Source organism: Sphaerotilus sulfidivorans (assembly GCF_013426975.1).
GTDB lineage: Bacteria > Pseudomonadota > Gammaproteobacteria > Burkholderiales > Burkholderiaceae_C > Sphaerotilus > Sphaerotilus sulfidivorans.
The window spans coordinates 100,137-120,899 of the sequence record NZ_JACCPY010000010.1 but is presented as its reverse complement, the minus strand read 5'-3'; the positions used below and the strand labels follow the sequence as shown (position 1 = coordinate 120,899).

Sequence of the window (20,763 nt, the reverse complement as noted above, 5' to 3'; positions counted from 1 at the left end):
ATCCTCAGGCGCATGAGCCTGAACCTGCTCAAGCAGGAAAAATCCAGGAAGACCAGTCTCAACATCAAGCGCCAGAAGGCCGCCTGGAGCCCGAAGTATCTGGAGACCGTGCTCGGCATCAGCCCGAAGTAGGGGATCGGGCTTCATGCAATTGCCCTGGGTGCAGCACAGGCCGCAGCGTGTGCAGGGGAAGGCTGGTGGTTCGATGTTGTCCCCCGGTTCGGGTTGTATTCTGGGGACGAGTGTGCAGACTCACTGCGACAGGGTGTGTCGCGTCTGGCTCGAAAAATAGTGGAATGCGGGAAAAGTACGCTTTTTCGGGGGGCTGTGCGACCGCTGGTTGGTGCGGTTGATCGCGACGGGGCGACAACTTCGGTGGCCTGTCCCGTAACGTCCTGCAAGCGTGATAATTGCTCACCTCGTTGATGACAATGGAGAATCCATGTCCAAGCTCTCGAAGCACACCCTGCTAAAAACCTCCGGCTGGGCCGCGCTGGCCGCCGCCGCCGCGCTGGCCGGCTGCGGCAAGAAGGAAGAGGCCGCTCCGGCGGCTCCGGCCGCCGAGCCGGCTTCGGCCGCGGCCTCCGAGCCGGCCAAGCCCGAGCCGCTCAAGGTCGCCTTCGCCTATGTCGGCCCGGTCGGCGACGCCGGCTGGACCTTCGCCCACGACAACGCCCGCAAGGCGATCGAGGCCGAATTCGGCGATCGCATCGTGACCTCCTTCGTCGAGAACGTGCCCGAGTCGGCCGACGCCGAGCGGGTGATGCGCGATCTGGTCGGCCAGGGCAACAAGCTGATCTTCGGCACCACCTTCGGCTACATGGAGCCGATGCTGAAAGTCGCCGCCGACAGCAAGGACGTGAAGTTCGAGCATGCCACCGGCTACAAGACCGCCGACAACATGCGCACCTACGACAGCCGCACCTATGAGGGCGCCTACATGGCAGGCGTCATCGCGGGCAGCATGACGAAGTCGAACACGCTGGGCGTGGTCGCCTCGATCCCCATCCCCGAGGTGATCCGCAACATCAACTCCTTCACGCTGGGTGCGCAGAGCGTCAACCCGAAGGTCAAGACCAAGGTCGTCTGGGTCAACAAGTGGTTCGATCCCCCGAAGGAAGGCGAGGGCGCGCAGAGCCTGATCTCCGGCGGCGCCGACGTGCTGTTCCAGAACACCGACTCCAGCGCGGTGCTGCAGAAGGCCGAGGAGAAGGGCAAGCTGGCCTTCGGCTGGGATTCGGACATGAGCAAGTTCGGCCCGAACTCGCATCTGGCCTCGGCGGTCATCAACTGGACGCCCTACTACAGCAAGGCGGTCAAGGACGCGCTCGACGGCACCTGGCAGACCGGCGGCGTCTGGTGGGGCGTCAAGGAAGGCGCGATCGACCTGGTGTCGATCTCCGACAAGGTGCCCGCCGAGGTCAAGGACAAGGTCGCCAAGATCAAGGCCGGCCTGACCGATGGCAGCTTCGTGATCTGGAAGGGCCCGATCGTCGGCCAGGACGGCAAGGAAGTGCTGGCCAAGGATGCGGTCGCCGATGACAAGTTCCTGTCGGGCGTCAACTTCTACATCAAGGGCGTGGAAGGCAAGGTGCCGGCCGGCAACTGATCGATCGGACATCGACGACGCCTGCGAGTCACGGCACAGCCTTGGAGCTGTGCCGTGTGCTACACTCGCAGGCTTTTCCGTCATTGGCTGCACGGGGAAGACGGATCGAGAGATCTGGCCGGAGACCTGAGAGGCTGCGTTCACAAGCAGCGCCGAGGGCCCGGATCAAGCAGCCAGCAGACCCCTGAAGCAAAGAGATTTGCCATGAAGACTTTCAGCGCCAAGCCGGCCGAGGTCGTGCATGAGTGGTTTGTGATTGACGCAACGGACAAGGTTCTCGGACGGGTGGCCAGCGAAGTCGCCCTCCGCCTGCGCGGCAAGCACAAGGCCATTTACACGCCTCACGTGGACACCGGTGACTACATCGTCATCGTCAATGCGGACAAGATCCGTGTCACGGGCAACAAGGCCGAACAGAAGGTGTACTACCGCCATACCGGTCACCCGGGCGGCATCTACGGCACCAAGTTCAAGGACATGCAGGCCAAGCACCCGGGTCGCGCCATCGAGAAGGCCGTCAAGGGCATGCTGCCGAAGGGCCCGCTGGGCTACGCGATGATCAAGAAGCTGAAGGTCTACGCGGGCACCGAGCACCCGCACACCGCTCAGCAGCCCAAGTCGCTGGACATCTGAGGAGCCGACAATGATTGGTGATTGGAACTACGGCACGGGCCGTCGCAAGTCGTCGGTCGCACGTGTCTTCATCAAGAAGGGCACGGGCCAGATCACGGTCAATGGCAAGCCGGTCGAGCAGTACTTCGGCCGTCAGACCTCGATCATGATCGTCAAGCAGCCGCTGGCGCTGACCAACAATGTCGAAGCCTTCGACATCAAGGTCAACGTGCACGGTGGTGGCGAGTCCGGTCAGGCCGGCGCTGTGCGCCACGGCGTGACCCGCGCTCTGATCGACTACGACGCGAGCCTGAAGCCCGAGCTGAGCAACGCCGGCTTTGTGACCCGCGACGCTCGTGAAGTCGAGCGCAAGAAGGTCGGTCTGCACGGCGCGCGTCGCCGCAAGCAGTTCAGCAAGCGCTGATCCTCCTGCACTGCCTGCCGCCAGGTTCTGCTTTCGGGCAGATCCGGCAGGCCCTGCAGCATCGAAGGCCACCCTCGGGTGGCCTTCTGCTTTTTGCGCCGCTGTGGTGCTGACCGCAGTGGAACTCTGTCGTATCGTTCGGGCCTGTGCAACAGGATGTTGCTGCTGATCAGGATCTTGAATGCGATGGAAACTGCTGCGCCGCCGGCTGTCGGTGAGCGCACCCCGGGTCACGGTGCGCAGCCGGCTGCCCTGGCCGATCCGCTGGCTGGTGCTGGCGCTGATGATGGGCGGCTCGGCTGCGGTGGCGGTCTGGACCTATGAATACGGCCGCGAGATCGCCGGGCTGGGGCGTGATGCGGGTGCGGAGCTGCGCCTGCTGCGCGAGGAGGTCGAGCGGCTGCGTGAAGAGCACCAGCGCGCGGTGTCGGTCGCCAATGCCGCCGACAGCCTGCTGACCGCCTCCCGCACTGCCCAGGAGGCGCTGGCGGCCCGGGTCAAGGTGCTGGAGGTCGAGAACCTCGCATTGACCCGCGACATCGGCTTTCTCGAGAAGATGATGCCGGCGCCGACCGACAACCGGCCGCTGTCGGTGCGCGGACTGCAGCTGCAGGCCGACGGGCCGCAGCGGCTGCGCTATCAGGCGCTGCTGATGCAGGCGCTCGGGCAGCCCGCCGGGCTCAAGGGGCGCTACGATCTGGTACTTGTCGGGTCCTCTGACGGAAAGCCCTGGTCGCAGACCGTGTCCCGACCGAACCAGACCATCGACATCAGGCAGTACCTGCGTCTCGACGGTGTGGTGGAGTATCCGTCGGGCGTCTCGGTCCGGCAGGTGGAGTTCCGGGTGCTCGACGCGGACGGTCGCCTGCTGGTCGCCGAGACCGCCCGGCTCTGAGGGCGCGCCTGCCGGTCTGCGCCCGCTTTTCTGCACCTTTCAACCTCATCTCGACAGGATTGATTCCATGTTCAGTTCCAAGAAGCAGCCCGCGATCCGCAGCCTGATCGGCGAAGGCACCGTCATCCAGGGCACGCTGAGCTTCAGCGGCGGCCTGCGCATCGACGGCGAGGTCCAGGGCGATGTGGTGGCGGATGCCGGCAGCACCAGCATCCTGGTGATCAGCGAGAAAGCCAGGGTCACCGGCACGGTCAAGGCCGGTCATGTCATCATCAATGGCGCTGTTGTCGGGCCGATCGAGTCCAGCGTGCTGCTCGAGCTGCAGCCCAAGGCGCACATCCAGGGCGATGTCGTCTACGAGGCGCTCGAGATGCACCAGGGTGCTACCATCGAAGGTGCCTTGCACCCGCTGTCGAAGGGCGCCCGCGCCGATGCCGTGACGACCGACGACAAGCCTGCTCTCAAGCTGCTGGCCACCGGCAGCGACAAGAACTGATCACCGACCTTCACTTCCACCGGAGCCCTTGATGAGCGCCGTCGCCGAAACCCTCGACACCTCTTTCACCGACCTGCCCGCCCCGATCGTCTTCACCGACAGCGCTGCCGCCAAGGTGGCCGATCTGGTGGCCGAGGAAGGCAATCCCGACCTGAAGCTGCGCGTGTTCGTGCAGGGCGGCGGCTGCTCCGGCTTCCAGTACGGCTTCACCTTCGACGAGATCGTCAACGATGACGACACCCAGATGTCGAAGAACGGCGTGACCCTGCTGATTGACGCCATGAGCCTGCAGTACCTGACGGGCGCCGAGATCGACTACAAGGAAGACCTGAGCGGCTCGCAGTTCGTCATCAAGAACCCGAACGCGACCACCACCTGCGGTTGCGGTTCGAGCTTCTCTGTCTGAGCGCACGCCGGCCCTGAATCCGATGCACAGGCCGCCTTCGGGCGGCCTGTGTCGTTTCAGGCTGGATAGAGCGCGCCGAGAATGCGCGGGCCGCGTGCGCCGGTCACCGCCGGCTCGCCGGCCGGGCGGCGGTGCACCTGCATGCTCGCCAGCCAGGCGAAGGCGGCGGCCTCGACCTGCATGACCGGCAGGCCGCGCGTGTCGGTCGGCCGCACCGGCAGGCCAGGCAGCAGGGCCTGCAGGCGCGCCATCAGGTGACGGTTGAGCGCACCGCCGCCGCACACCAGCAGCTCGGTGGCCTCCGCGGCCTCGCGGCGCACATCGTCGGCGATGGCGCGGGCGGTCAGCTCGCACAGCGTGGCCTGCACGTCGATTGGCGCCATCGGTCCGCCGGCCGCCAGCCGGGGCTGCAGCCATTCGGGCCGGAACAGGTCGCGGCCGGTGCTTTTCGGGGCAGGCTGGCGGAAATAGGACTCGTCGAGCAGCCGCGCCAGCAGCGCGGTGTCGACATGGCCGCGTGCAGCCCAGGCGCCGTCCGCGTCATAGGCGCAGCCCTGATGGTGCTCGATCCAGTGGTCCATCAGCGCGTTGCCGGGGCCGCAGTCGAAGCCGCGCGGCGGCTGGCCAGGGCGCAGCACCGTCAGGTTCGAGATGCCGCCGATGTTGATGATCGCGCGAGCCTGGCCGTCGCCCCCGAAGATGCCCTGATGGAACATCGGCACCAGCGGGGCGCCCTGGCCGCCGGCGGCGACATCGCGGCTGCGCAGGTCGCAGACCACGTCGATGGCGGTCAGTTCGGCCAGCAGCGCGCCGTTGAGCAGCTGCACCGTGTAGCCGCAGCCGTCGTGCAGGCCGGGCTGATGGCGCACCGTCTGACCATGGGCGCCGATCGCGCGGATCGCCGTGGCCGGCGTGGCACTTTCCTGGAGCACCCGCGCGACCACCGCGGCATAGGCCCGGGCCACCGCATTGGCAGCCAGTGCGCCGCGGTGCAGCTCGTCGGGGCCGCTGGCCTGCAGCGCCATCAGCTGTTCACGCCATGCCGGCGCAAACGGCTGGTGCACATGCGCGATCAGCGTCTGCCAGGAGCCGTCGGCACCGATGCGGCACAGCACGCCGTCGATCCCGTCGAGCGAGGTGCCCGACATCAGGCCGACGAAGAGCTCGCCGTCGCTCATTCCATGCGCTGGCGGCGCGGCACCGCAGCGCTGGCCGAGCGGGTGGCCTGATCGCGCTCGGCGCTGGCGAGCTGCTCCTGCAGCTGGCGCGACATGCTGTCGAAGCGGGCACGCGCCGCGGCGGACAGCTCGGTGGCCTGGGCGGCACGGGCGATCTGCATCGGGTCGACGTGGGCGCCCTTGACCTTGAACTCGAAGTGCAGGTGCGGGCCGGTGGCCCAGCCGGTGGCGCCGACCGCGCCGATCAGGTCGCTCTGGCTGACCGACTGGCCCTTGCGCACGTCGATGCGGCTCAGGTGGGCGTAGACGGTGGCGCGGTCGCCGCTGTGCTTGACGATGACCACGTTGCCGTAGCCGTTCTGCACGCCGGCGAAGTCGACCACGCCGTCGCCGACCACCCGCACCGGCGTGCCGGTCGGCGCGCCATAGTCGACGCCCAGGTGGGCGCGCCAGGTCTGCATGATCGGGTGGAAGCGCATCGCGAAGCCGGAGGTGACCCGCGAGAAGGCCAGCGGCGAGGCCAGGAAGGCCTTGGCCTTGCTCTTGCCGTCCGGACTGAAGTAGGCGCCCTTGGTGCCCGGCTCCTGGAACCAGACCGCCGCATGGGTGTCGTTGCCGTTGATGAAGCGCGCGGCCAGCACCCGACCGGAGGAGGTGCCCCAGGTGACCGGCTCGCCATCGGCGGTCATCGTCTCGTAGACCACCGAGAAGCGGTCGCCCTTGCGCAGCTCGCGGCGGAAGTCGATGTCGCTGCCGAACATCTCGGCGATCTGGCCGGTGACCGCATCGGGCAGACGCGCCTCGTCGGCGGCGGCGAACAGCGTCGAGCTGATCGTCGCGGCGCCGGTGCGGGTCTCGACCTGCATCGGTAGCTGCTCGCTGGTCGCCTTCAGGCCGCTGTCGTCGCGGCGCACGGTGATGCGGGTGAAATGGGTGCTGTTCTGCGCGCTGTCGGCGGCCGGGCCGCGCACGACCAGCTCCTGGAGCTGACCGCCGCCGGGCGTCGATTCGGTCACCGCCTGCAGCATCTTGCCGGGCCTGCCCGAAAGGATGGTGCGTGCCGCCGGGTCGGTCCGCAAGAATTGCGCAGCCTCCGGATCGGACACGCCCAGGCGCCGCAGCAGGGTGTCGGCGGTGTCGGTCGAGCGGGTCAGGTCGGTGCGATGCAGCAGCATCTCGTACTCGGCCAGCGCCTCGGCCTGCTCGTCGAGGCCGCTCGGCGTGACCGTCTCGACGACGGTCTGCACGTTCTTCGGCGTCGAGTCGATCATGCTCAGCGGTGCCACGCCGAAGGCGGTCACGCCGCTGAAGGTCAGTGCGGCCGTGACGATCGCGCTGAAGGTCTTCGGATGTCGACGGATCGTGAGATCGGCATGCGCCAGCTGCAGGCGCACCTTTTCACCCAGTTTGTTCACGAGCGATGTTCTTGGTTCGTGGAAGGTGCGCGGGCGCATTCTTCCCGGATTGACGTCCGGCCCCCGGTTCTCCCTCCGTGCTCGCCACCCGCCGGTGGCTCGTGCCGGCTGGGACTGACGCTCTAGAATCCGGGACCCGCTCTCGTTGGTGTCTGTTGTTCTTGGTTCTGTCTTGATCTGCGAAACCGGACCAGTATACCCACGCACTTCGAAGTTACGAACCAATAACCCCCCGTTTCACTCATGCGCCAAGATTTAACCGAAATCGAAGATTCAGTGCGGAAAGCGCTGGAAGTCACGTTGCGTGGTTGCGATGAGCTGCTGCCGCAGCCGGAGTGGATCGGGAAACTGCAGCGCTCGCAGCGCACCGGCCAGCCGCTGCGCATCAAGCTGGGCCTGGATCCGACGGCGCCCGACATCCACCTCGGGCACACCGTGGTGCTCAACAAGATGCGCCAGCTGCAGGATCTGGGGCATCAGGTGATCTTCCTGATCGGCGACTTCACCTCGATGATCGGCGATCCGTCGGGCCGCAACACCACGCGTCCTCCTCTGACGGCCGAGCAGATCAAGGTCAACGCGGAGACCTACTACCGCCAGGCCAGCCTGGTGCTGGACCCGGCGCGCACCGAGATCCGCTACAACGCCGAGTGGTGCGACCCGCTGGGCGCGCGCGGCATGATCGAGCTGGCCAGCCGCTACACGGTGGCGCGCATGATGGAGCGCGACGACTTCACCAAGCGCTTCAAGGCCGGCACGCCGATCTCGGTGCACGAGTTCCTGTACCCCCTGATGCAGGGGTATGACTCGGTCGCGCTGAAGTCGGATCTGGAACTGGGCGGCACGGACCAGAAGTTCAATCTGCTGATGGGGCGCCACCTGCAGCAGGAATACGGCCAGGAGCCGCAGTGCATCCTGACGATGCCGCTGCTGGTCGGCCTGGACGGCGTCGAGAAGATGTCGAAGTCCAAGGGCAACTACATCGGCATCAGCGAGCCGGCCAACGCGATGTTCGCCAAGCTGTTGTCGATCAGCGACGACCTGATGTGGACCTACTTCACGCTGCTGAGCTTCCGCAGCGAGGCGGAGATCGCGGCGCTGAAGGCCGAGGTCGAGGCCGGGCGCAACCCGAAGGATGCCAAGGTGATGCTGGCCAAGGAAATCACCACCCGCTTCCACGGCGCGGCGGCGGCCGATGCGGCCGAGCAGGACTTCCAGAACCGCTCGAAGGGCGGCATTCCGGACGAGATCCCGGAGGTCACGCTGTCGGGCGCGCCGCTGGGCATCGGCGCGCTGCTGAAGCAGGCCAACCTGGTGGCTTCGTCCAGCGAAGGCCTGCGCATGGTCGAGCAGGGCGGCGTGCGCATCGACGGCGCGGTCGTCAGCGACAAGGGCCTGAAGGTCGAGGCCGGCACCCTGGTCGTGCAGGTGGGCAAGCGCAAGTTCGCACGCGTCACGCTGGGCTGAGCTGCCAGGCGCCTGGGCGCCTGTGCCGACAAGAAGAAGGGCCGCATCCGCGGCCCTTTCTCATTCTTCCCGGGCTTCAGGCAGACCGGTGCGCAGCAGCCAGTGCCTGAGCCGGTGCCTTCAGTCGGCGTACTGGCCGGCGGCCTTGATGACCGGGCCCCACTTGGCGATCTCGGCCTCGACGAACTTCTTGTGCTCGGCCGGGTTGACGCGCCCGTCGTCGACGATGTCGGCGCCCAGCGCTTCCTGGTTCTTGATGAACTGGGCGTCCTTCAGCGCGGTCTTCAGCGCGGCGTTGACCTTGTCGAGCACCGGCTTCGGGGTGTTCTTCGGCGCGTACAGGCCGTGCCAGATGGTGACGTTGAAACCCTTCAGGCCGACTTCGTTCAGGGTCGGCAGGTTCTTCACCGCGTCGCCGGTCAGGCGCTTGGTGGTGGTGACCGCATAGGCCTTGACCTTGCCACCGCTGATCTGGCTGGTGGTGTTGGTGGTCTGGTCGCACATCAGGTCGACCTGGCCGCCGATCAGGTCGGTCATCGCCGGGCCGGTGCCCTTGTACGGCACGGTGGTCATGTCGATCTTGGTGCTCTGCTGGAACAGCAGGCCGCACAGGTGCGAGGCCGATCCCAGGCCGGCGTTGGCCAGGTTGATCTTGCCCTTGTTGGCATCGAGCCACTTGGCGAGGTCGGCGTAGTTGGCCGCCGGCATCGTCGGGCGCGCGATCAGCGTCATCGGCACTTCGTTGATGAGGCCCAGGTACTCGAAGTCGTTGAGCGCGTCGTACTGCAGCTTGCGGTACAGCGCCGGCGCGGTGGCCATCGCGACGTGGGCCAGCAGCAGGGTGTAGCCGTCGGCACTCGCCTTGGCGACCTTGGTGTGACCCAGCGTGCCGCCAGCGCCGGCGACGTTCTCGATGATGACCTGGCCGCCCAGCGGCTTGCGGATCGCTTCGGCCAGATCGCGGGCCACCTTGTCGGTCGGGCCACCCGCGGCGAACGGCACGACGATGGTGATCGGCTTTTCGGGATAGTTCTGGGCCGAGGCGCCAAGGGCCATCGTGGCGAGGGTCACGGCCGTGAGCAGACGCTTCATGGGGTCTCCGGGATCTGTGGGCTGGGTGTGTCCGCAAGGACGGGTGGATCGATCGGCGCGCCAGCCGGAGCCGGCGCGCGAGCGCATGGTAGCGGCCCGTGCCGGTGCCGGTATCTCGGAAACTACTTAAGGCGGTCAGTTCCTGTCAGCTTCCGTCCGGTTGTTCAGCGGTAGCTGCGCCGGTCCTCGATGACCCGGCCGTCGTTGGGCAGGCTGTCCGGCGTGGCCAGCACGATCACCGCGCGCAGCTTGGTCACCTCGCGCACCGTGTCGGCCAGCCGGGCGGCCAGGCCCTCGGGCGCCTGCGCGCATTCGACCTGCAGCGTCATGCGGTCGTCGCTCATCTCGCCCTCGACCACCAGCCGCGCGCGGCCGAGGCCGTCCACCCGGTGCCGGCGCAGCACCTCGGCCACCTGCGAGGGGTGCACGAACATGCCGCGCACCTTGGTGGTCTGGTCGGCGCGGCCGAGCCAGCCGCGGATGCGCGGCGCGGTGCGGCCGCTCGGGCAGGGGCCGGGCAGGATGGCCGACAGGTCGCCGGTGCCGAAGCGGATCAGCGGGTAGTCCGGGTTCAGCGTCGTCACCACCACCTCGCCGACCTCGCCGTCGGGCACCGGGTCGCCGGTGCCGGGACGCACGATCTCGACGATCACGCCCTCGTCGAGCACCAGGCCCTCGCGTGCGGCGGTCTCGTAGGCGATCAGGCCGAGGTCGGCGGTGGCGTAGCACTGGTGGCCTTGCACGCCGCGCTCGGCCAGCCAGTCGCGCAGGCTGGGCGGAAAGGCTTCGCCGCTGACCAGCGCCTTGGTGAGCGAGCCGATGTCGGCGCCGGTCTCGGCCGCCTTCTCGATCAGGATCTTCAGGAAGCCCGGCGTGCCGATGTAGCCGTGCGGGCGCAGCTCGGTCATGGCCTGCAGCTGCAGCTCGGTGTTGCCGACGCCGCCGGCGAAGACCGCGCAGCCCAGCGCATGCGCGCCGGTCTCCATCATCGAGCCCGCCGGCGTCAGGTGGTAGCTGAAGCTGTTGTGGATCAGGTCGCCGGCGCGGAATCCCGCGGCGAAGATCGCGCGCGCCATGCGCCAGTAGTCGCGCCCGGCGCCCTCGGGCTCGTAGATCGGGCCGGGCGACTGGAAGACCCGCAGCGCGCCGCGCCCCGGGCCCTGGCCGCGCCAGCCGATCGCGGCGAAGCCGCCGAAGGCGTCCTGCGCCCGCTGCGCCTTCTGCCGCTCGAGCAGCTCGCCTTTGCGGATCACCGGCAGGCGCGCCAGCGCGGCGCGGTCGGTCACCGCGGCGGCATCGATGCCGGCCAGCAGCTCGGCGAAGGCCGGCGTGCCCGCCTGCGCGTGCGCCACCTGAGCCGGCAGCGCCGCGAACTGCGCCGCCTCGCGTTCGGCCGGGTCGCGGATTTCCAGTGCGTCGTAGAACTCGCTCACGGCGCAGCCTTTCTTGCTCGGGGTGAAGAGAGGTGGGGAGAGGGGAGAGGCGCAGGCCTCAGGCCAGCCAGCGCTTGCGGCGCTTGTAGCTCTTGACGTCCTTGAAGCTCTTGCGGTCGCCGCCGCCCATGCCGAGGTAGAACTCCTTGACATCCTCGTTCTCGCGCAGCGCCCGGGCCTCGCCGTCCATCACGATGCGGCCGTTTTCGAGGATGTAGCCGTAGTCCGAGTAGCGCAGCGCGATGTTGGTGTTCTGCTCGGCCAGCAGGAAGGTCACGCGCTCCTTGGTGTTCAGATCCTTCACGATCTCGAACACCTCTTCGACGATCTGCGGCGCCAGGCCCATCGAGGGCTCGTCGAGCAGCACCATCTTCGGGTTGGCCATCAGCGCGCGGCCGATCGCGCACATCTGCTGCTCGCCGCCGGAGGTGTAGGCGGCCTGGCTGGTGCGGCGGGTCTTGAGCCGGGGAAAGTAGTTGTAGACCTTCTCCAGCGTCTCGGCCACCGCCGCCTTGCCGTCCCGGCGGGTGTAGGCGCCGGTCATCAGGTTCTCCTCGATGGTCAGATGCGCGAAGCAGTGCCGGCCTTCCATGACCTGCACCACGCCGCGGTTGACCATGTCGGAGGTCGAGAGCTTCTCGATGCGCTCGCCGCGCAGCTCGATCGAGCCCTTGGTGACCTCGCCGCGCTCGCCGGCGAGCAGGTTGCTGACCGCGCGCAGCGTCGTCGTCTTGCCCGCGCCGTTGCCGCCGAGCAGCGCGACGACCCGGCCTTCGGGCACCTGCAGCGACACGCCCTTGAGCACCAGGATCACATGGTTGTAGATCACCTCGATGCCGTTGACGTTCAGGAGGATGTTCGGAGTGCTCATGGGGCGTGTCCGCTGGGGTGGGGGATCAGGCGAGGGCGATCAGGACTGGCAGTCCTCGGGCTTGCGGCGCTCGAGCTTCTTCTCGGCGGCGTACTTGTCGGCCGCGGCCTTGACCATCGGCTTGAGGATCATGTCGTCGGCCTGCAGCCAGTCGGAGGTGAAGCCCCATTTCTTGCCGTCCCAGGTGTGCACCCGGACCCAGCCGGCGCCGACATGGTCCTGACAGCTGGTCGAGACCGGTCGCATGACGCCGGCGAAGCCCAGGCCGTCGAGCTTCTTCTGGTCGAGCGCGAGGTTCTCCAGACCCCAGCGGACCTGCTCGCCGCTCATGACCTTGCCCTTGCCGAAGCGCTCCTGGGCGCGCTTGACGCCCTCGACGCCCAGCATCGCCGAGATCATGCCGCGCATGTAGAGCACCGAGCCGACCTCCTCCTTCGGGCCGGTGCCCTGGCCCTTGCCATGCAGCTTGGCCAGGATGTCCTGCACCACCTTGGCATCGGGCTGCGCGCCGTGCTGCATGGCCGCGGCGTTGTAGCCCTTGGCGGCCTCGCCGACGTCCTTGACATCGGGCTCGGCGCCGGCCCACCACACGCCGTACATCTTCTCGCGCGGATAGCCGGTGGCCACCGCCTCCTTCAGCGCGGTGGAGTTCATCACGCCCCAGCCCCACAGGAAGACATAGTCCGGGCGGCTCTGGCGGATCTGCAGCCAGGTCGACTTCTGCTCGACGCCCGGCGCGGTCACCGGCAGCATCTGCAGCTCGAAGCCGTGCATCTTGGCGCGTTCCTGCAGCACCGGGATCGGCTCCTTGCCGAAGGGCGAGTCGTGGTAGACGAGCGCGATCTTCTTGCCCTTGAGCTTGTCGAGGCCGCCTTCCTTCTTGCCGACATGCTGCACCAGCGCGTCGGCGTTGATCCAGTAGGTGCCCAGCAGCGGGAAGTTCCACTTGAACACGCCGCCGTCGGCCGACTCCGAGCGGCCGTAGCCGGCGGTGATCAGCGGGATCTTGTCGACCGGTGCCTTCTCGGTCAGCGCGAAGGTGATGCCGGTGGACAGCGGCTGGAACACGGTCGCGCCCTTGCTCTTCAGGCGTTCGTAGCACTCGACGCCGCGGTCGGTGGCGTAGCCGGTCTCGCATTCCTCGAAGGAGATCTTCACGCCGTTGAGGCCGCCGTTGGCATTGACCAGCTTCAGGTAGTCCACATAGCCGTTGGCGAAGGGCACGCCATTGGGGGCGTACGGGCCGGTGCGGTAGACCAGCACCGGGAAGAACTGCTCCTTGGCCTGCGCGAACGCGGCCGGTGCGGTGGTCGCGCCGGCGACGGCGGCGACGATCGAGGCGGCAAGGGCGAGCGACTTCAGCTTCATGGGAACCTCCGGGTCAGCGGGAGTGAGGAAACATGCGGTGGGGCGGGGGACGGGACGGACGCGATTCAGTGCGGGAAGGGCCACAGGCGCAGCTTCTCCTTGGCGATCGACCACAGCCGGGCCAGGCCGTGCGGCTCGACGATCAGGAAGAAGACGATCAGCGCACCGAAGATCATGTATTCCAGGTGCGAGGCGGTCGCGGTGGAGATCGGCACGCCCAGCCAGGCCGGGATCTGGTTGAGCAGGATCGGCAGGATCACGATGAAGGCCGCGCCGAAGAAGCTGCCCATGATCGAGCCCAGGCCGCCGATGATGATCATGAACAGCAGCTGGAAGGAGCGGTCGATCGAGAACGCCGCCGGCTCCCACGAGCCCAGGTGCACGAAGCCCCACAGGCCGCCGGCCACGCCGACGATGAAGCTCGACACCGCGAAGGCGCTCAGCTTGGCCTGGACCGGACGGATGCCGATGACGGAGGCGGCCACGTCCATGTCGCGCATCGCCATCCACTCGCGCCCGACATTGCCACGCACCAGGTTCTTGGCCATCAGGCCGAACACGCACAGGAAGGCCAGGCAGAACAGGTATTTCGCCGCCGGCGTGTCGATCGGCAGACCCAGCACCTGCAGGCCCGAGACGCTCACCGAGCCGGAGGCCGAGTCATTGGTGAACCACTTGATGCGCAGGAAGCTCCAGTCGATGAAGAACTGCGCCGCCAGCGTCGCCACCGCCAGGTATAGGCCCTTGATGCGCAGCGACGGAATGCCGAACAGCACGCCCACCACCGTCGCGCAGACCCCGCCCAGCAGCAGCGCCGGGACCACCGGCATGCCCTCGATGCGCACGAAGAAGTTGTAGGCCGCGTAGGCGCCGACCGCCATGAAGCCGCCGGTCCCCAGCGAGATCTGGCCGCAGTAGCCCACCAGGATGTTGAGCCCCAGCGCCGCCAGCGACAGGATCAGGAAGGGGATCAGGATGGCGCGGAAGATGTACTCCGACGCCACCATCGGCACCACCACCGCCGCGAAGGCGACGAGCAGCAGGATGCCCAGCCGGTCCTGCGCGATCGGGAAGATCTGCTGGTCCGAGGCGTAGCTGGTCTTGAACTGGCCGTTCTCACGGTAAAGCATGGGGGTGTCTCCTCAGACTCGGACTCAGACGCGGTCGATGATCTTTTCGCCGAACAGGCCCTGCGGACGCACCAGCAGGAAGATCAGCGCCAGCGCATAGGCGAACCAGATCTCGATGCCGCCGCCCACCATCGAGCCGATGTAGACCTCCGAGAGCTTCTCGCCCACGCCGATGATCAGCCCGCCGATGATCGCGCCCGGCACCGAGGTCAGGCCGCCCAGGATCACCACCGGCAGCGCCTTCAGCGCCACCAGCGACAGCGAGAACTGCACGCCCAGCTTGCTGCCCCAGATGATCCCGGCCACCAGCGCCACGAAGCCCGCCACCGACCAGACGATCACCCAGATGCGGTTGAGCGGAATGCCGATGGACTGCGCGGCCTGGTGGTCGTCGGCCACCGCACGCAGCGCGCGGCCGGTGGCGGTGTACTGGAAGAAGGCCGCCAGGACCGCCACCATCGAGGCGGCGATCAGCGCCGCATACAGATCCTCCTGGCCGACCAGGATGCCGCCCTGGAAGACGTTCTCCAGCAGGAAGATCGGGTCCTTGGGCAGACCGACGTCGATCTTGTAGATGTCCGAGCCGAAGATCGTCTGGCCGGCGCCGTCGAGAAAGTAGGTCACGCCCAGCGTGGCCATCAAGAGCGTGATGCCCTCCTGGTTGACCAGCTTGCCCAGCACCCAGCGCTCGATCACCCAGGCCACGCCGACCATCACCGCCATCGCGGCGACGAAGGCCAGGATGTTGCCCAGCGTCTTGCTCTCGATGCCCAGGCCGGCCGGGATCCATTCGGAGAAGCGCGCCATCGCCAGCGCGGCCAGCAGCACCATCGCGCCCTGCGCGAAGTTGAAGACGCCGGAGGCCTTGAAGATCAGCACGAAGCCGAGCGCGATCAGCGAATACAGCATGCCCGTCATCAGGCCGCCGATCAGGGTCTCGAGGAAGAATCCCATGTTGCGTGTCTCCCTGCGGTTCAGTGGCTGGTGCCGAGGTACGCGCTGATGACGTCCTCGTTGCTGCGCACCTCGTCGGGCGTGCCGTCGCCGATCTTCTTGCCGTAGTCGAGCACGACGACGCGGTCGGAGATGTCCATCACCACGCCCATGTCATGCTCGATCAGCACGATCGTGGTGCCGAACTCCTCGTTGACGTCGAGGATGAAGCGGCACATGTCCTGCTTCTCCTCGACGTTCATGCCGGCCATCGGCTCGTCGAGCAGCAGCACCTGCGGCTCCATCGCCAGGGCCCGGCCCAGGTCGACCCGCTTCTGCAGGCCGTAGGGCAGCCGGCCCACAGGCGTCTTGCGGAAGGCCTGGATCTCGAGGAAGTCGATGATGTGCTCGACATGCTCGCGGTGCGCCGACTCTTCGCGCTCGGCCGGGCCCCAGCGCAGCGCCTGAAGGAAGAGGTTGCTCTTCATCTTCATGTTGCGCCCGGTCATGATGTTGTCGATCACGCTCATGCCCTTGAACAGCGCCAGGTTCTGGAAGGTGCGCGCCAGCCCCATCTCGGCGACCTGCCGGCGGTTCATGTGGCTGAAGCGCTGGCCGCGGAAGGTGATCTGCCCCTCCTGCGGCGCGTAGACGCCGTTGATGCAGTTCAGCATCGAGCTTTTGCCGGCGCCGTTCGGGCCGATGATCGAGCGGATCTCGTGCTCGCGCACATTGAAGCTGATGTCGGTCAGCGCCTTGACGCCGCCGAAGCGCAGGGAGATGTTGGCCACGTCCAGGATGACGTCGCCGATCTTCTTGCCGCTGCTGTCGTGGCTGTTGCTCATGCCGCCCTCCGGACCGCGGGAAAGGTCTTCGCGTCGATGATCTTCAGCGTCGCCGAGACGCTGCCGCTGCGGCCGTCCTCGAACTTGACCGCCGTCTCGATGAACTGCTCGGAGCGGCCGTCGTACATCGCGTCGATCAGCACCCGGTACTTGTCGGCGATGGCGCCGCGCTTGACCTTGCGGGTGCGGGTCATCTCGCCGTCGTCGGCGTCGAGTTCCTTGTGCAGCACCAGGAAGCGATGGATCTGGCTGCCGGCGAGCATCTCGTCCTGCGCCAGGTCGGCATTGGTCTTCTCGACGCACTCGCGCATCAGCGCGAGCACCTCGGGCTTGCCGGCCAGGTCGGTGTAGCCGGCGTAGGGCAGGTTGCGCCGCTCGGCCCAGTTGCCCGCGGCCTCCATGTCGAGGTTGATGAAGGCGCAGACCCGGTCGCGGCCGTCGCCGAAGGCCACCGCCTCCTTGATGAAGGGATAGAACTTCAGCTTGTTCTCGACGTACTTCGGGGCGAACATCGCGCCGTCGTGCACGCCGCCCCGGATGCGGCCGACATCCTTGGCGCGGTCGATGATCTTCAGGTGGCCGGTGGCGTCGATGAAGCCGGCGTCGCCGCTGTGGTACCAGCCGTCCCTGGTCAGCACCTCCTCGGTCGCCTTGGGGTTCTTGTAGTACTCCTTCAGCAGCCCCGGCGACTTGATCATGATCTCGCCGGATTCGGCCAGGCGGATCTCGACGCCGTCGCAGGGCACGCCCACCGTGTCGGCGCGCGCCTCGTGGTCGGGCTGCAGGCAGACGAAGACGGCGGTCTCGGTCGAGCCGTAGAGCTGCTTCAGGTTGATGCCGATCGAGCGGTAGAAGGTGAACAGGTCCGGGCCGATCGCCTCGCCGGCGGTGTAGGCCACCCGCACCCGGCTCAGGCCCAGCGTGTTGCGCAGCGGGCCGTAGATGCACAGATCGCCCAGGCGGTACTTCAGCCTGTCCATGAAGCCGACCGGCTTGCCGTCCATCAGGTCCGGGCCGACCCGGCGCGCATGGTCCATGAAGGTCTTGAAGAGATTCTTCTTCAGCGCCCCGGCATCCTCCATGCGGATCGTCACGCTGGTCAGCAGGCCCTCGAAGACCCGCGGCGGCGCGAAGTAGTAGGTCGGGCCGATCTCCTTCAGGTCGATCGTGACGGTGGCGGCCGATTCCGGGCAGTTGACGACATAGCCGCAGGCCAGCCACTGCGCGTAGCTGAAGATGTTCTGGCCGATCCAGGCCGGCGGCAGGTAGGCCAGCACCTCCTCGGCGGCGGTGAGGCGGTCGAACTTCGCGCCGGCCTGCGCGCGGTCGATCAGCGAGCGGTGGGTGTGCACCACGCCCTTCGGATTGCCGGTGGTGCCGGAGGTGAAGAACATCGCCGCGACATCGCCGGGCTGCACCGCCTCGACCGCCCGATCGAAGAAGCCCGCATGGCGGGCCGCCCAGGCCTCGCCCTCGGCCAGCAGCGTGTCGATCGAGGCCAGGCCGGGCTCGTCGTACTTGCGCAGGCCGCGCGGATCGTCGTACCAGATGCGCGCCAGCTGCGGGCACTGCTCGCGGGCCTCGAGCAGCTTGTCGACCTGCTCCTGGTCCTCGACCACCGCGAAGCCGACCTCGGCATTGTTCAGCGGGAAGACATATTCGGCGCCGGTCGCATCCTGGTAGAGCGGCACCGGAATGGCGCCCAGGCACTGCGCGGCCAGCATGGCCATCGTCAGTCGCGGCCGGTTGTCGCCGACCACCACCAGATGCTGGCCGCGCTGCAGGCCGGCCGCGGCCAGGCCGGCGGCCATGCGGGCGACCTCGTCAGCCAGCCGGCGCCAGCTGCGGGTCTGCCAGATGCCGTATTCCTTCTCCCGGATGGCGTCTGCATCGGGGCGCTGCCGGGCATGTTCCAGCAGCAGGCGCGGAAAGGTCGAGCTCACCTTGGCGTCTCCTCGTCCTCGTTGTCGGGTGGGATGCGGATCGGTGCCGGGCGGCGGATCCGTCTTGTTGTCCGTGAGGCATGGTAAGTCCGGGTTTGACGTCAGGATGTCAGCCTGACGACAATCCTAGGGACTCTCCCAAGCGGAGTTTCCCGATCTGGAGGCATCCCGATGAGCCTGATGACGCTGCGCGAGCGCTCTCGCCTTCCCTCTGCGGCGGAGCTGGACGGCATTCTCTGGCTGGGCACGCTGTCGTCCTCGCACCGACGGCTGGCGGCCGGCGCGATGCGGGTGGTGCAGGCCGAGCCCGGCGAGGTGCTGTGCCGCACCGGTCGGCCGGCGGTCTACTGGTTCGGGGTGGTCGACGGCCTGCTGAAGATGAGCAGCGATGCGGGCGATGGCGGCGCGCCGCTGACCTTCACCGGCGTGCCGCCCGGGGCCTGGTTCGGCGAGGGCACGCTGCTCAAGTGCGAGGCCTACCGCTACAACATCGAGGCGCTGCGCCGATCGGTGGTGGCCGGCATCCCGGTCGAGGTCTTCCATGAGCTGATCGCGCACAGTCTGCCGTTCAACCGCTTCGTGGTGAACCAGCTCAACGAGCGGCTGGGCCAGTTCATCGCGGCGCGCGAGATCGACCGCATCCATGATCCCGACTCGCGGGTGGCGCGCAATCTGGCGGCGCTGTTCCATCCTGTGCTGTACCCCGCGGTCGGCGAGATGCTGCGCATCACCCAGCAGGAGCTGGGCTATCTGGTCGGCCTGTCGCGCCAGCGGGTCAACGAGGCGCTGCGCACGCTGCAGGCGCAGCAGCTCATCCGCATCGAGTACGGCGGCGTGCGGGTGCTGGACCTGCCTGGTCTGCGCACCTACGCGCCGGACAGCCGCAGGGCCGGCCTGGAGAGGATGGCGACATGACGGCTGCCGCACCCGGCGCAAGGGCGCGAATCGTCCTGGCCTGGCGCGCCGGCGTGGCCGTGCTGCTGGCGGGCGTGCTGTCGCAGGCGCTGGCCGCCGGGCCGGCCGAGAACGCCGACATCTGGCTGGCGATGGACGACGGCGCGGCGGTGCTGATGCGTCATGCCGAGGCGCCGGGCGGCGGCGATCCGCCGGGTTTCCGGCTCGACGACTGCACGACGCAGCGCAATCTCGACGAGGTCGGGCGCGATCAGGCGCGGCGCATCGGCCAGGCTTTCCGCGAGCGCGGCATCCGGGTCGGCCGGGTGCTCAGTTCGCGCTGGTGCCGGGCGCGCGACACCGCACGCCTGGCCTTCGGCGAGCCGGTGCAGGAGGCCGAAGTCTTCGATTCCTTCTTCGGCACGCCGCAGCGGCGCGAGGCCCGGACGGCCGACGCGCGGCAGCTGCTGCGGCAGTGGCGAGGGCCGGGCGTGCTGGTGGTGATCACGCACCAGGTCAACATCACCGCGCTGACCGGCGTCTTTCCGGCTCCCGGGGAGGCGGTGGTGCTGAACGTGCGCGACGCCGACCTGCCGCTGCTGGGGCGGATCCGGCCGGCGCCCTGAACTCAGTGCACGAAGCCGATCGGCGAGCGCCGCCCTGCGCCGGCCTCGGGCAGGTCGGCGACCAGGATGGTGGTGCGCCGCGCCAGCTTGGCGTTGCCGAAGGCGGTCATCCAGGCGCGGCGCATCTCGCGCGGCGCCATCTCGGCGAAGCGCTCGAGCACCGCCTCGGAGGGCGTCTCGTCGAAGCGCCGGCCCCAGTCGTGCGAGGCGCGGATCGAGGCGTGCAGCCTGAGCGCGATCTGGCGGGCTGCGGCCGCGTCCGGCCGCTCGATCTCGTGCACGTTGACCCGGTTGAGGATCGGCTCGGGGATCGTGCGCTCGTCGTTGGCGGTGGCGACCCAGATCACCTGGCTGGCGTCGATCGCGACTTCGGCGAACTCGTCGGTGAAGCTGTGCGCGGTGTCGTGCTCGAGCAGGCTGTAGAGCGAGCCCAGCGGATCGTAGGCCTGCTCGCCGCCGGCCTTGTCGATCTCGTCGATGACAATGACCGGGTTGGCATACTGGCCGTCGACCAGCGTCTCGAAGACCTTGCCGGGCCGTGCGCCCTTCCACTGGCTCGAGGCCCCCGAGAGCACCCAGCCGGCGGTCAGCGAGCTCATCGGCACCATCCCCATTCCGGTGCCCAGCAGCCCGGCCAGCGCCCTGGCGAAGTGCGTCTTGCCCACGCCGGGCGGGCCCAGCAGCAGCATCGGCGTGATCTCGAGCGCATCGCCGCTGTCCTCGCACAGCGCGATCTGGCGGCGCACGTCGTCGAGCACCGCATGGAAGTTGGGCAGCTCCTCGTAGAGGTGCGCCATCGCCGGCAGGCCGGCGGGCTTGACCTGGAAGCGTTCGGGGCCTTTTTCCAGCATGCGCTCGTAGGTGGCACGCAGGTTCTCGTGCTCCTTGCCGGCGAGCTTGCCAAGGCGCCGCTCGACCTCGTCGAGCCGGTAGACGGAGCGCATCCGCGCGATCGGGATCGCTCCGCGGGGAGAGTCCGCACCCGTCGTGCAGACCAGTTCCGTGCGTGGGGGCAGCATGTCAGTCTCCTGAAGATCCGGGAATCCGGGAACCTGCGCTGGAGACAAGCATGCCGCAGGCCAGGACGGCCTGTCACTCCGGGATGCTCCCGCAAGCGGGGGTTGAT

At 67.8% G+C, this 20,763-nt stretch carries 20 protein-coding genes; 9 read left to right on the top strand and 11 right to left on the bottom strand.

Going from position 1 to position 20,763, the window contains the following annotated elements:
* The first annotated feature begins 442 nt into the window (after positions 1-442).
* The 6 genes from HZU84_RS08795 to erpA all read left to right on the top strand — a co-directional run bounded on the left by HZU84_RS08795 (position 443) and on the right by erpA (position 4,442).
* A complete protein-coding gene (locus tag HZU84_RS08795) occupies positions 443-1,609 on the top strand; it encodes a BMP family ABC transporter substrate-binding protein (protein WP_149504445.1) in 1,167 nt (388 codons plus the stop codon).
* A gap of 204 nt (positions 1,610-1,813) precedes the next feature.
* Positions 1,814-2,242, top strand: coding sequence for a 50S ribosomal protein L13 (gene rplM / locus HZU84_RS08790; RefSeq protein ID WP_037484406.1), 429 nt, complete (start codon positions 1,814-1,816; stop codon positions 2,240-2,242).
* A 10-nt stretch (positions 2,243-2,252) separates the two neighbouring features.
* A complete protein-coding gene (gene rpsI / locus HZU84_RS08785; RefSeq protein WP_149504444.1) occupies positions 2,253-2,645 on the top strand; it encodes a 30S ribosomal protein S9 in 393 nt (130 codons plus the stop codon).
* Between the two features lie 181 nt (positions 2,646-2,826).
* Entirely contained in the window at positions 2,827-3,540 is a 714-nt protein-coding gene (locus HZU84_RS08780; protein ID WP_149504443.1) for a DUF6776 family protein, read from the top strand.
* Between the two features lie 67 nt (positions 3,541-3,607).
* Positions 3,608-4,036, top strand: a complete 429-nt coding sequence (locus HZU84_RS08775; protein ID WP_149504442.1) for a bactofilin family protein — start codon at positions 3,608-3,610, stop codon at positions 4,034-4,036.
* Positions 4,037-4,067: 31 nt separating this feature from the next.
* On the top strand, positions 4,068-4,442 hold the full coding sequence (gene erpA, locus HZU84_RS08770) for an iron-sulfur cluster insertion protein ErpA (protein ID WP_037484415.1): 375 nt from the start codon (positions 4,068-4,070) through the stop codon (positions 4,440-4,442).
* Positions 4,443-4,498: 56 nt separating this feature from the next.
* Here erpA and HZU84_RS08765 read toward each other — a convergent pair whose 3' ends face one another.
* On the bottom strand, positions 4,499-5,620 hold the full coding sequence (locus HZU84_RS08765; RefSeq protein WP_149504441.1) for an anhydro-N-acetylmuramic acid kinase: 1,122 nt from the start codon (positions 5,618-5,620) through the stop codon (positions 4,499-4,501).
* Positions 5,617-7,035, bottom strand: coding sequence for a M23 family metallopeptidase (locus HZU84_RS08760; RefSeq protein ID WP_244954316.1), 1,419 nt, complete (start codon positions 7,033-7,035; stop codon positions 5,617-5,619). The genes HZU84_RS08765 and HZU84_RS08760 overlap by 4 nt, the downstream gene beginning before the upstream one ends.
* Positions 7,036-7,278: 243 nt before the next feature.
* On the opposite strand from HZU84_RS08760, the gene tyrS reads away from it, so the two are divergent.
* Positions 7,279-8,502: a tyrosine--tRNA ligase gene (gene tyrS, locus HZU84_RS08755; RefSeq protein ID WP_149504439.1), complete on the top strand. Its 1,224-nt coding sequence runs from the start codon at positions 7,279-7,281 to the stop codon at positions 8,500-8,502.
* 120 nt (positions 8,503-8,622) lie between these two features.
* Here the strand turns inward: tyrS and HZU84_RS08750 are convergent, their stop codons facing one another.
* The 8 genes from HZU84_RS08750 to HZU84_RS08715 all read right to left on the bottom strand — a co-directional run bounded on the left by HZU84_RS08750 (position 8,623) and on the right by HZU84_RS08715 (position 18,117).
* On the bottom strand, positions 8,623-9,594 hold the full coding sequence (locus HZU84_RS08750) for a tripartite tricarboxylate transporter substrate-binding protein (RefSeq protein WP_149504438.1): 972 nt from the start codon (positions 9,592-9,594) through the stop codon (positions 8,623-8,625).
* A gap of 164 nt (positions 9,595-9,758) precedes the next feature.
* Entirely contained in the window at positions 9,759-11,027 is a 1,269-nt protein-coding gene (locus HZU84_RS08745) for a phenylacetate--CoA ligase family protein (RefSeq protein ID WP_149504437.1), read from the bottom strand.
* A gap of 58 nt (positions 11,028-11,085) precedes the next feature.
* Positions 11,086-11,898, bottom strand: coding sequence for an ABC transporter ATP-binding protein (locus HZU84_RS08740; protein ID WP_037484426.1), 813 nt, complete (start codon positions 11,896-11,898; stop codon positions 11,086-11,088).
* Between the two features lie 39 nt (positions 11,899-11,937).
* A complete protein-coding gene (locus tag HZU84_RS08735) occupies positions 11,938-13,266 on the bottom strand; it encodes an ABC transporter substrate-binding protein (RefSeq protein WP_149504436.1) in 1,329 nt (442 codons plus the stop codon).
* Between the two features lie 65 nt (positions 13,267-13,331).
* A complete protein-coding gene (locus tag HZU84_RS08730; protein WP_149504435.1) occupies positions 13,332-14,396 on the bottom strand; it encodes a branched-chain amino acid ABC transporter permease in 1,065 nt (354 codons plus the stop codon).
* A gap of 24 nt (positions 14,397-14,420) precedes the next feature.
* Positions 14,421-15,350: a branched-chain amino acid ABC transporter permease gene (locus tag HZU84_RS08725; protein ID WP_149504434.1), complete on the bottom strand. Its 930-nt coding sequence runs from the start codon at positions 15,348-15,350 to the stop codon at positions 14,421-14,423.
* Between the two features lie 20 nt (positions 15,351-15,370).
* On the bottom strand, positions 15,371-16,174 hold the full coding sequence (locus tag HZU84_RS08720; protein ID WP_149504433.1) for an ABC transporter ATP-binding protein: 804 nt from the start codon (positions 16,172-16,174) through the stop codon (positions 15,371-15,373).
* Positions 16,171-18,117 carry an AMP-dependent synthetase/ligase gene (locus tag HZU84_RS08715; RefSeq protein ID WP_149504432.1) on the bottom strand — a complete coding sequence of 649 codons (1,947 nt, stop codon included), beginning with the start codon at positions 18,115-18,117 and terminating at the stop codon, positions 16,171-16,173. Before HZU84_RS08715 ends, HZU84_RS08720 begins: the two co-directional genes overlap by 4 nt.
* Positions 18,118-18,288: 171 nt before the next feature.
* Between HZU84_RS08715 and HZU84_RS08710 the strand changes: the two genes are divergently transcribed.
* Positions 18,289-19,032: a Crp/Fnr family transcriptional regulator gene (locus tag HZU84_RS08710; protein ID WP_149504431.1), complete on the top strand. Its 744-nt coding sequence runs from the start codon at positions 18,289-18,291 to the stop codon at positions 19,030-19,032.
* Entirely contained in the window at positions 19,029-19,637 is a 609-nt protein-coding gene (locus tag HZU84_RS08705) for a histidine phosphatase family protein (RefSeq protein WP_180692859.1), read from the top strand. Before HZU84_RS08710 ends, HZU84_RS08705 begins: the two co-directional genes overlap by 4 nt.
* A gap of 2 nt (positions 19,638-19,639) precedes the next feature.
* Here the strand turns inward: HZU84_RS08705 and HZU84_RS08700 are convergent, their stop codons facing one another.
* On the bottom strand, positions 19,640-20,581 hold the full coding sequence (locus HZU84_RS08700; RefSeq protein WP_244954315.1) for an AAA family ATPase: 942 nt from the start codon (positions 20,579-20,581) through the stop codon (positions 19,640-19,642).
* Positions 20,582-20,763 lie beyond the last annotated feature (182 nt).

Bases quoted from the DNA above. Each gene is read 5' to 3' on its own strand.
- HZU84_RS08775 (WP_149504442.1), top strand. From the start codon at position 3,608: ATGTTCAGTTCCAAGAAGCAGCCCGCGATCCGCAGCCTGATCGGCGAA.
- HZU84_RS08750 (WP_149504438.1), bottom strand. From the start codon at position 9,594: ATGAAGCGTCTGCTCACGGCCGTGACCCTCGCCACGATGGCCCTTGGC.
- HZU84_RS08705 (WP_180692859.1), top strand. From the start codon at position 19,029: ATGACGGCTGCCGCACCCGGCGCAAGGGCGCGAATCGTCCTGGCCTGG.
- HZU84_RS08725 (WP_149504434.1), bottom strand. From the start codon at position 15,350: ATGGGATTCTTCCTCGAGACCCTGATCGGCGGCCTGATGACGGGCATG.
- rpsI (WP_149504444.1), top strand. From the start codon at position 2,253: ATGATTGGTGATTGGAACTACGGCACGGGCCGTCGCAAGTCGTCGGTC.
- HZU84_RS08735 (WP_149504436.1), bottom strand. From the start codon at position 13,266: ATGAAGCTGAAGTCGCTCGCCCTTGCCGCCTCGATCGTCGCCGCCGTC.
- tyrS (WP_149504439.1), top strand. From the start codon at position 7,279: ATGCGCCAAGATTTAACCGAAATCGAAGATTCAGTGCGGAAAGCGCTG.
- HZU84_RS08740 (WP_037484426.1), bottom strand. From the start codon at position 11,898: ATGAGCACTCCGAACATCCTCCTGAACGTCAACGGCATCGAGGTGATC.
- HZU84_RS08795 (WP_149504445.1), top strand. From the start codon at position 443: ATGTCCAAGCTCTCGAAGCACACCCTGCTAAAAACCTCCGGCTGGGCC.
- HZU84_RS08780 (WP_149504443.1), top strand. From the start codon at position 2,827: ATGCGATGGAAACTGCTGCGCCGCCGGCTGTCGGTGAGCGCACCCCGG.
- HZU84_RS08720 (WP_149504433.1), bottom strand. From the start codon at position 16,174: ATGAGCAACAGCCACGACAGCAGCGGCAAGAAGATCGGCGACGTCATC.
- HZU84_RS08710 (WP_149504431.1), top strand. From the start codon at position 18,289: ATGAGCCTGATGACGCTGCGCGAGCGCTCTCGCCTTCCCTCTGCGGCG.
- HZU84_RS08700 (WP_244954315.1), bottom strand. From the start codon at position 20,581: ATGCGCTCCGTCTACCGGCTCGACGAGGTCGAGCGGCGCCTTGGCAAG.
- erpA (WP_037484415.1), top strand. From the start codon at position 4,068: ATGAGCGCCGTCGCCGAAACCCTCGACACCTCTTTCACCGACCTGCCC.
- HZU84_RS08730 (WP_149504435.1), bottom strand. From the start codon at position 14,396: ATGCTTTACCGTGAGAACGGCCAGTTCAAGACCAGCTACGCCTCGGAC.
- HZU84_RS08765 (WP_149504441.1), bottom strand. From the start codon at position 5,620: ATGAGCGACGGCGAGCTCTTCGTCGGCCTGATGTCGGGCACCTCGCTC.
- rplM (WP_037484406.1), top strand. From the start codon at position 1,814: ATGAAGACTTTCAGCGCCAAGCCGGCCGAGGTCGTGCATGAGTGGTTT.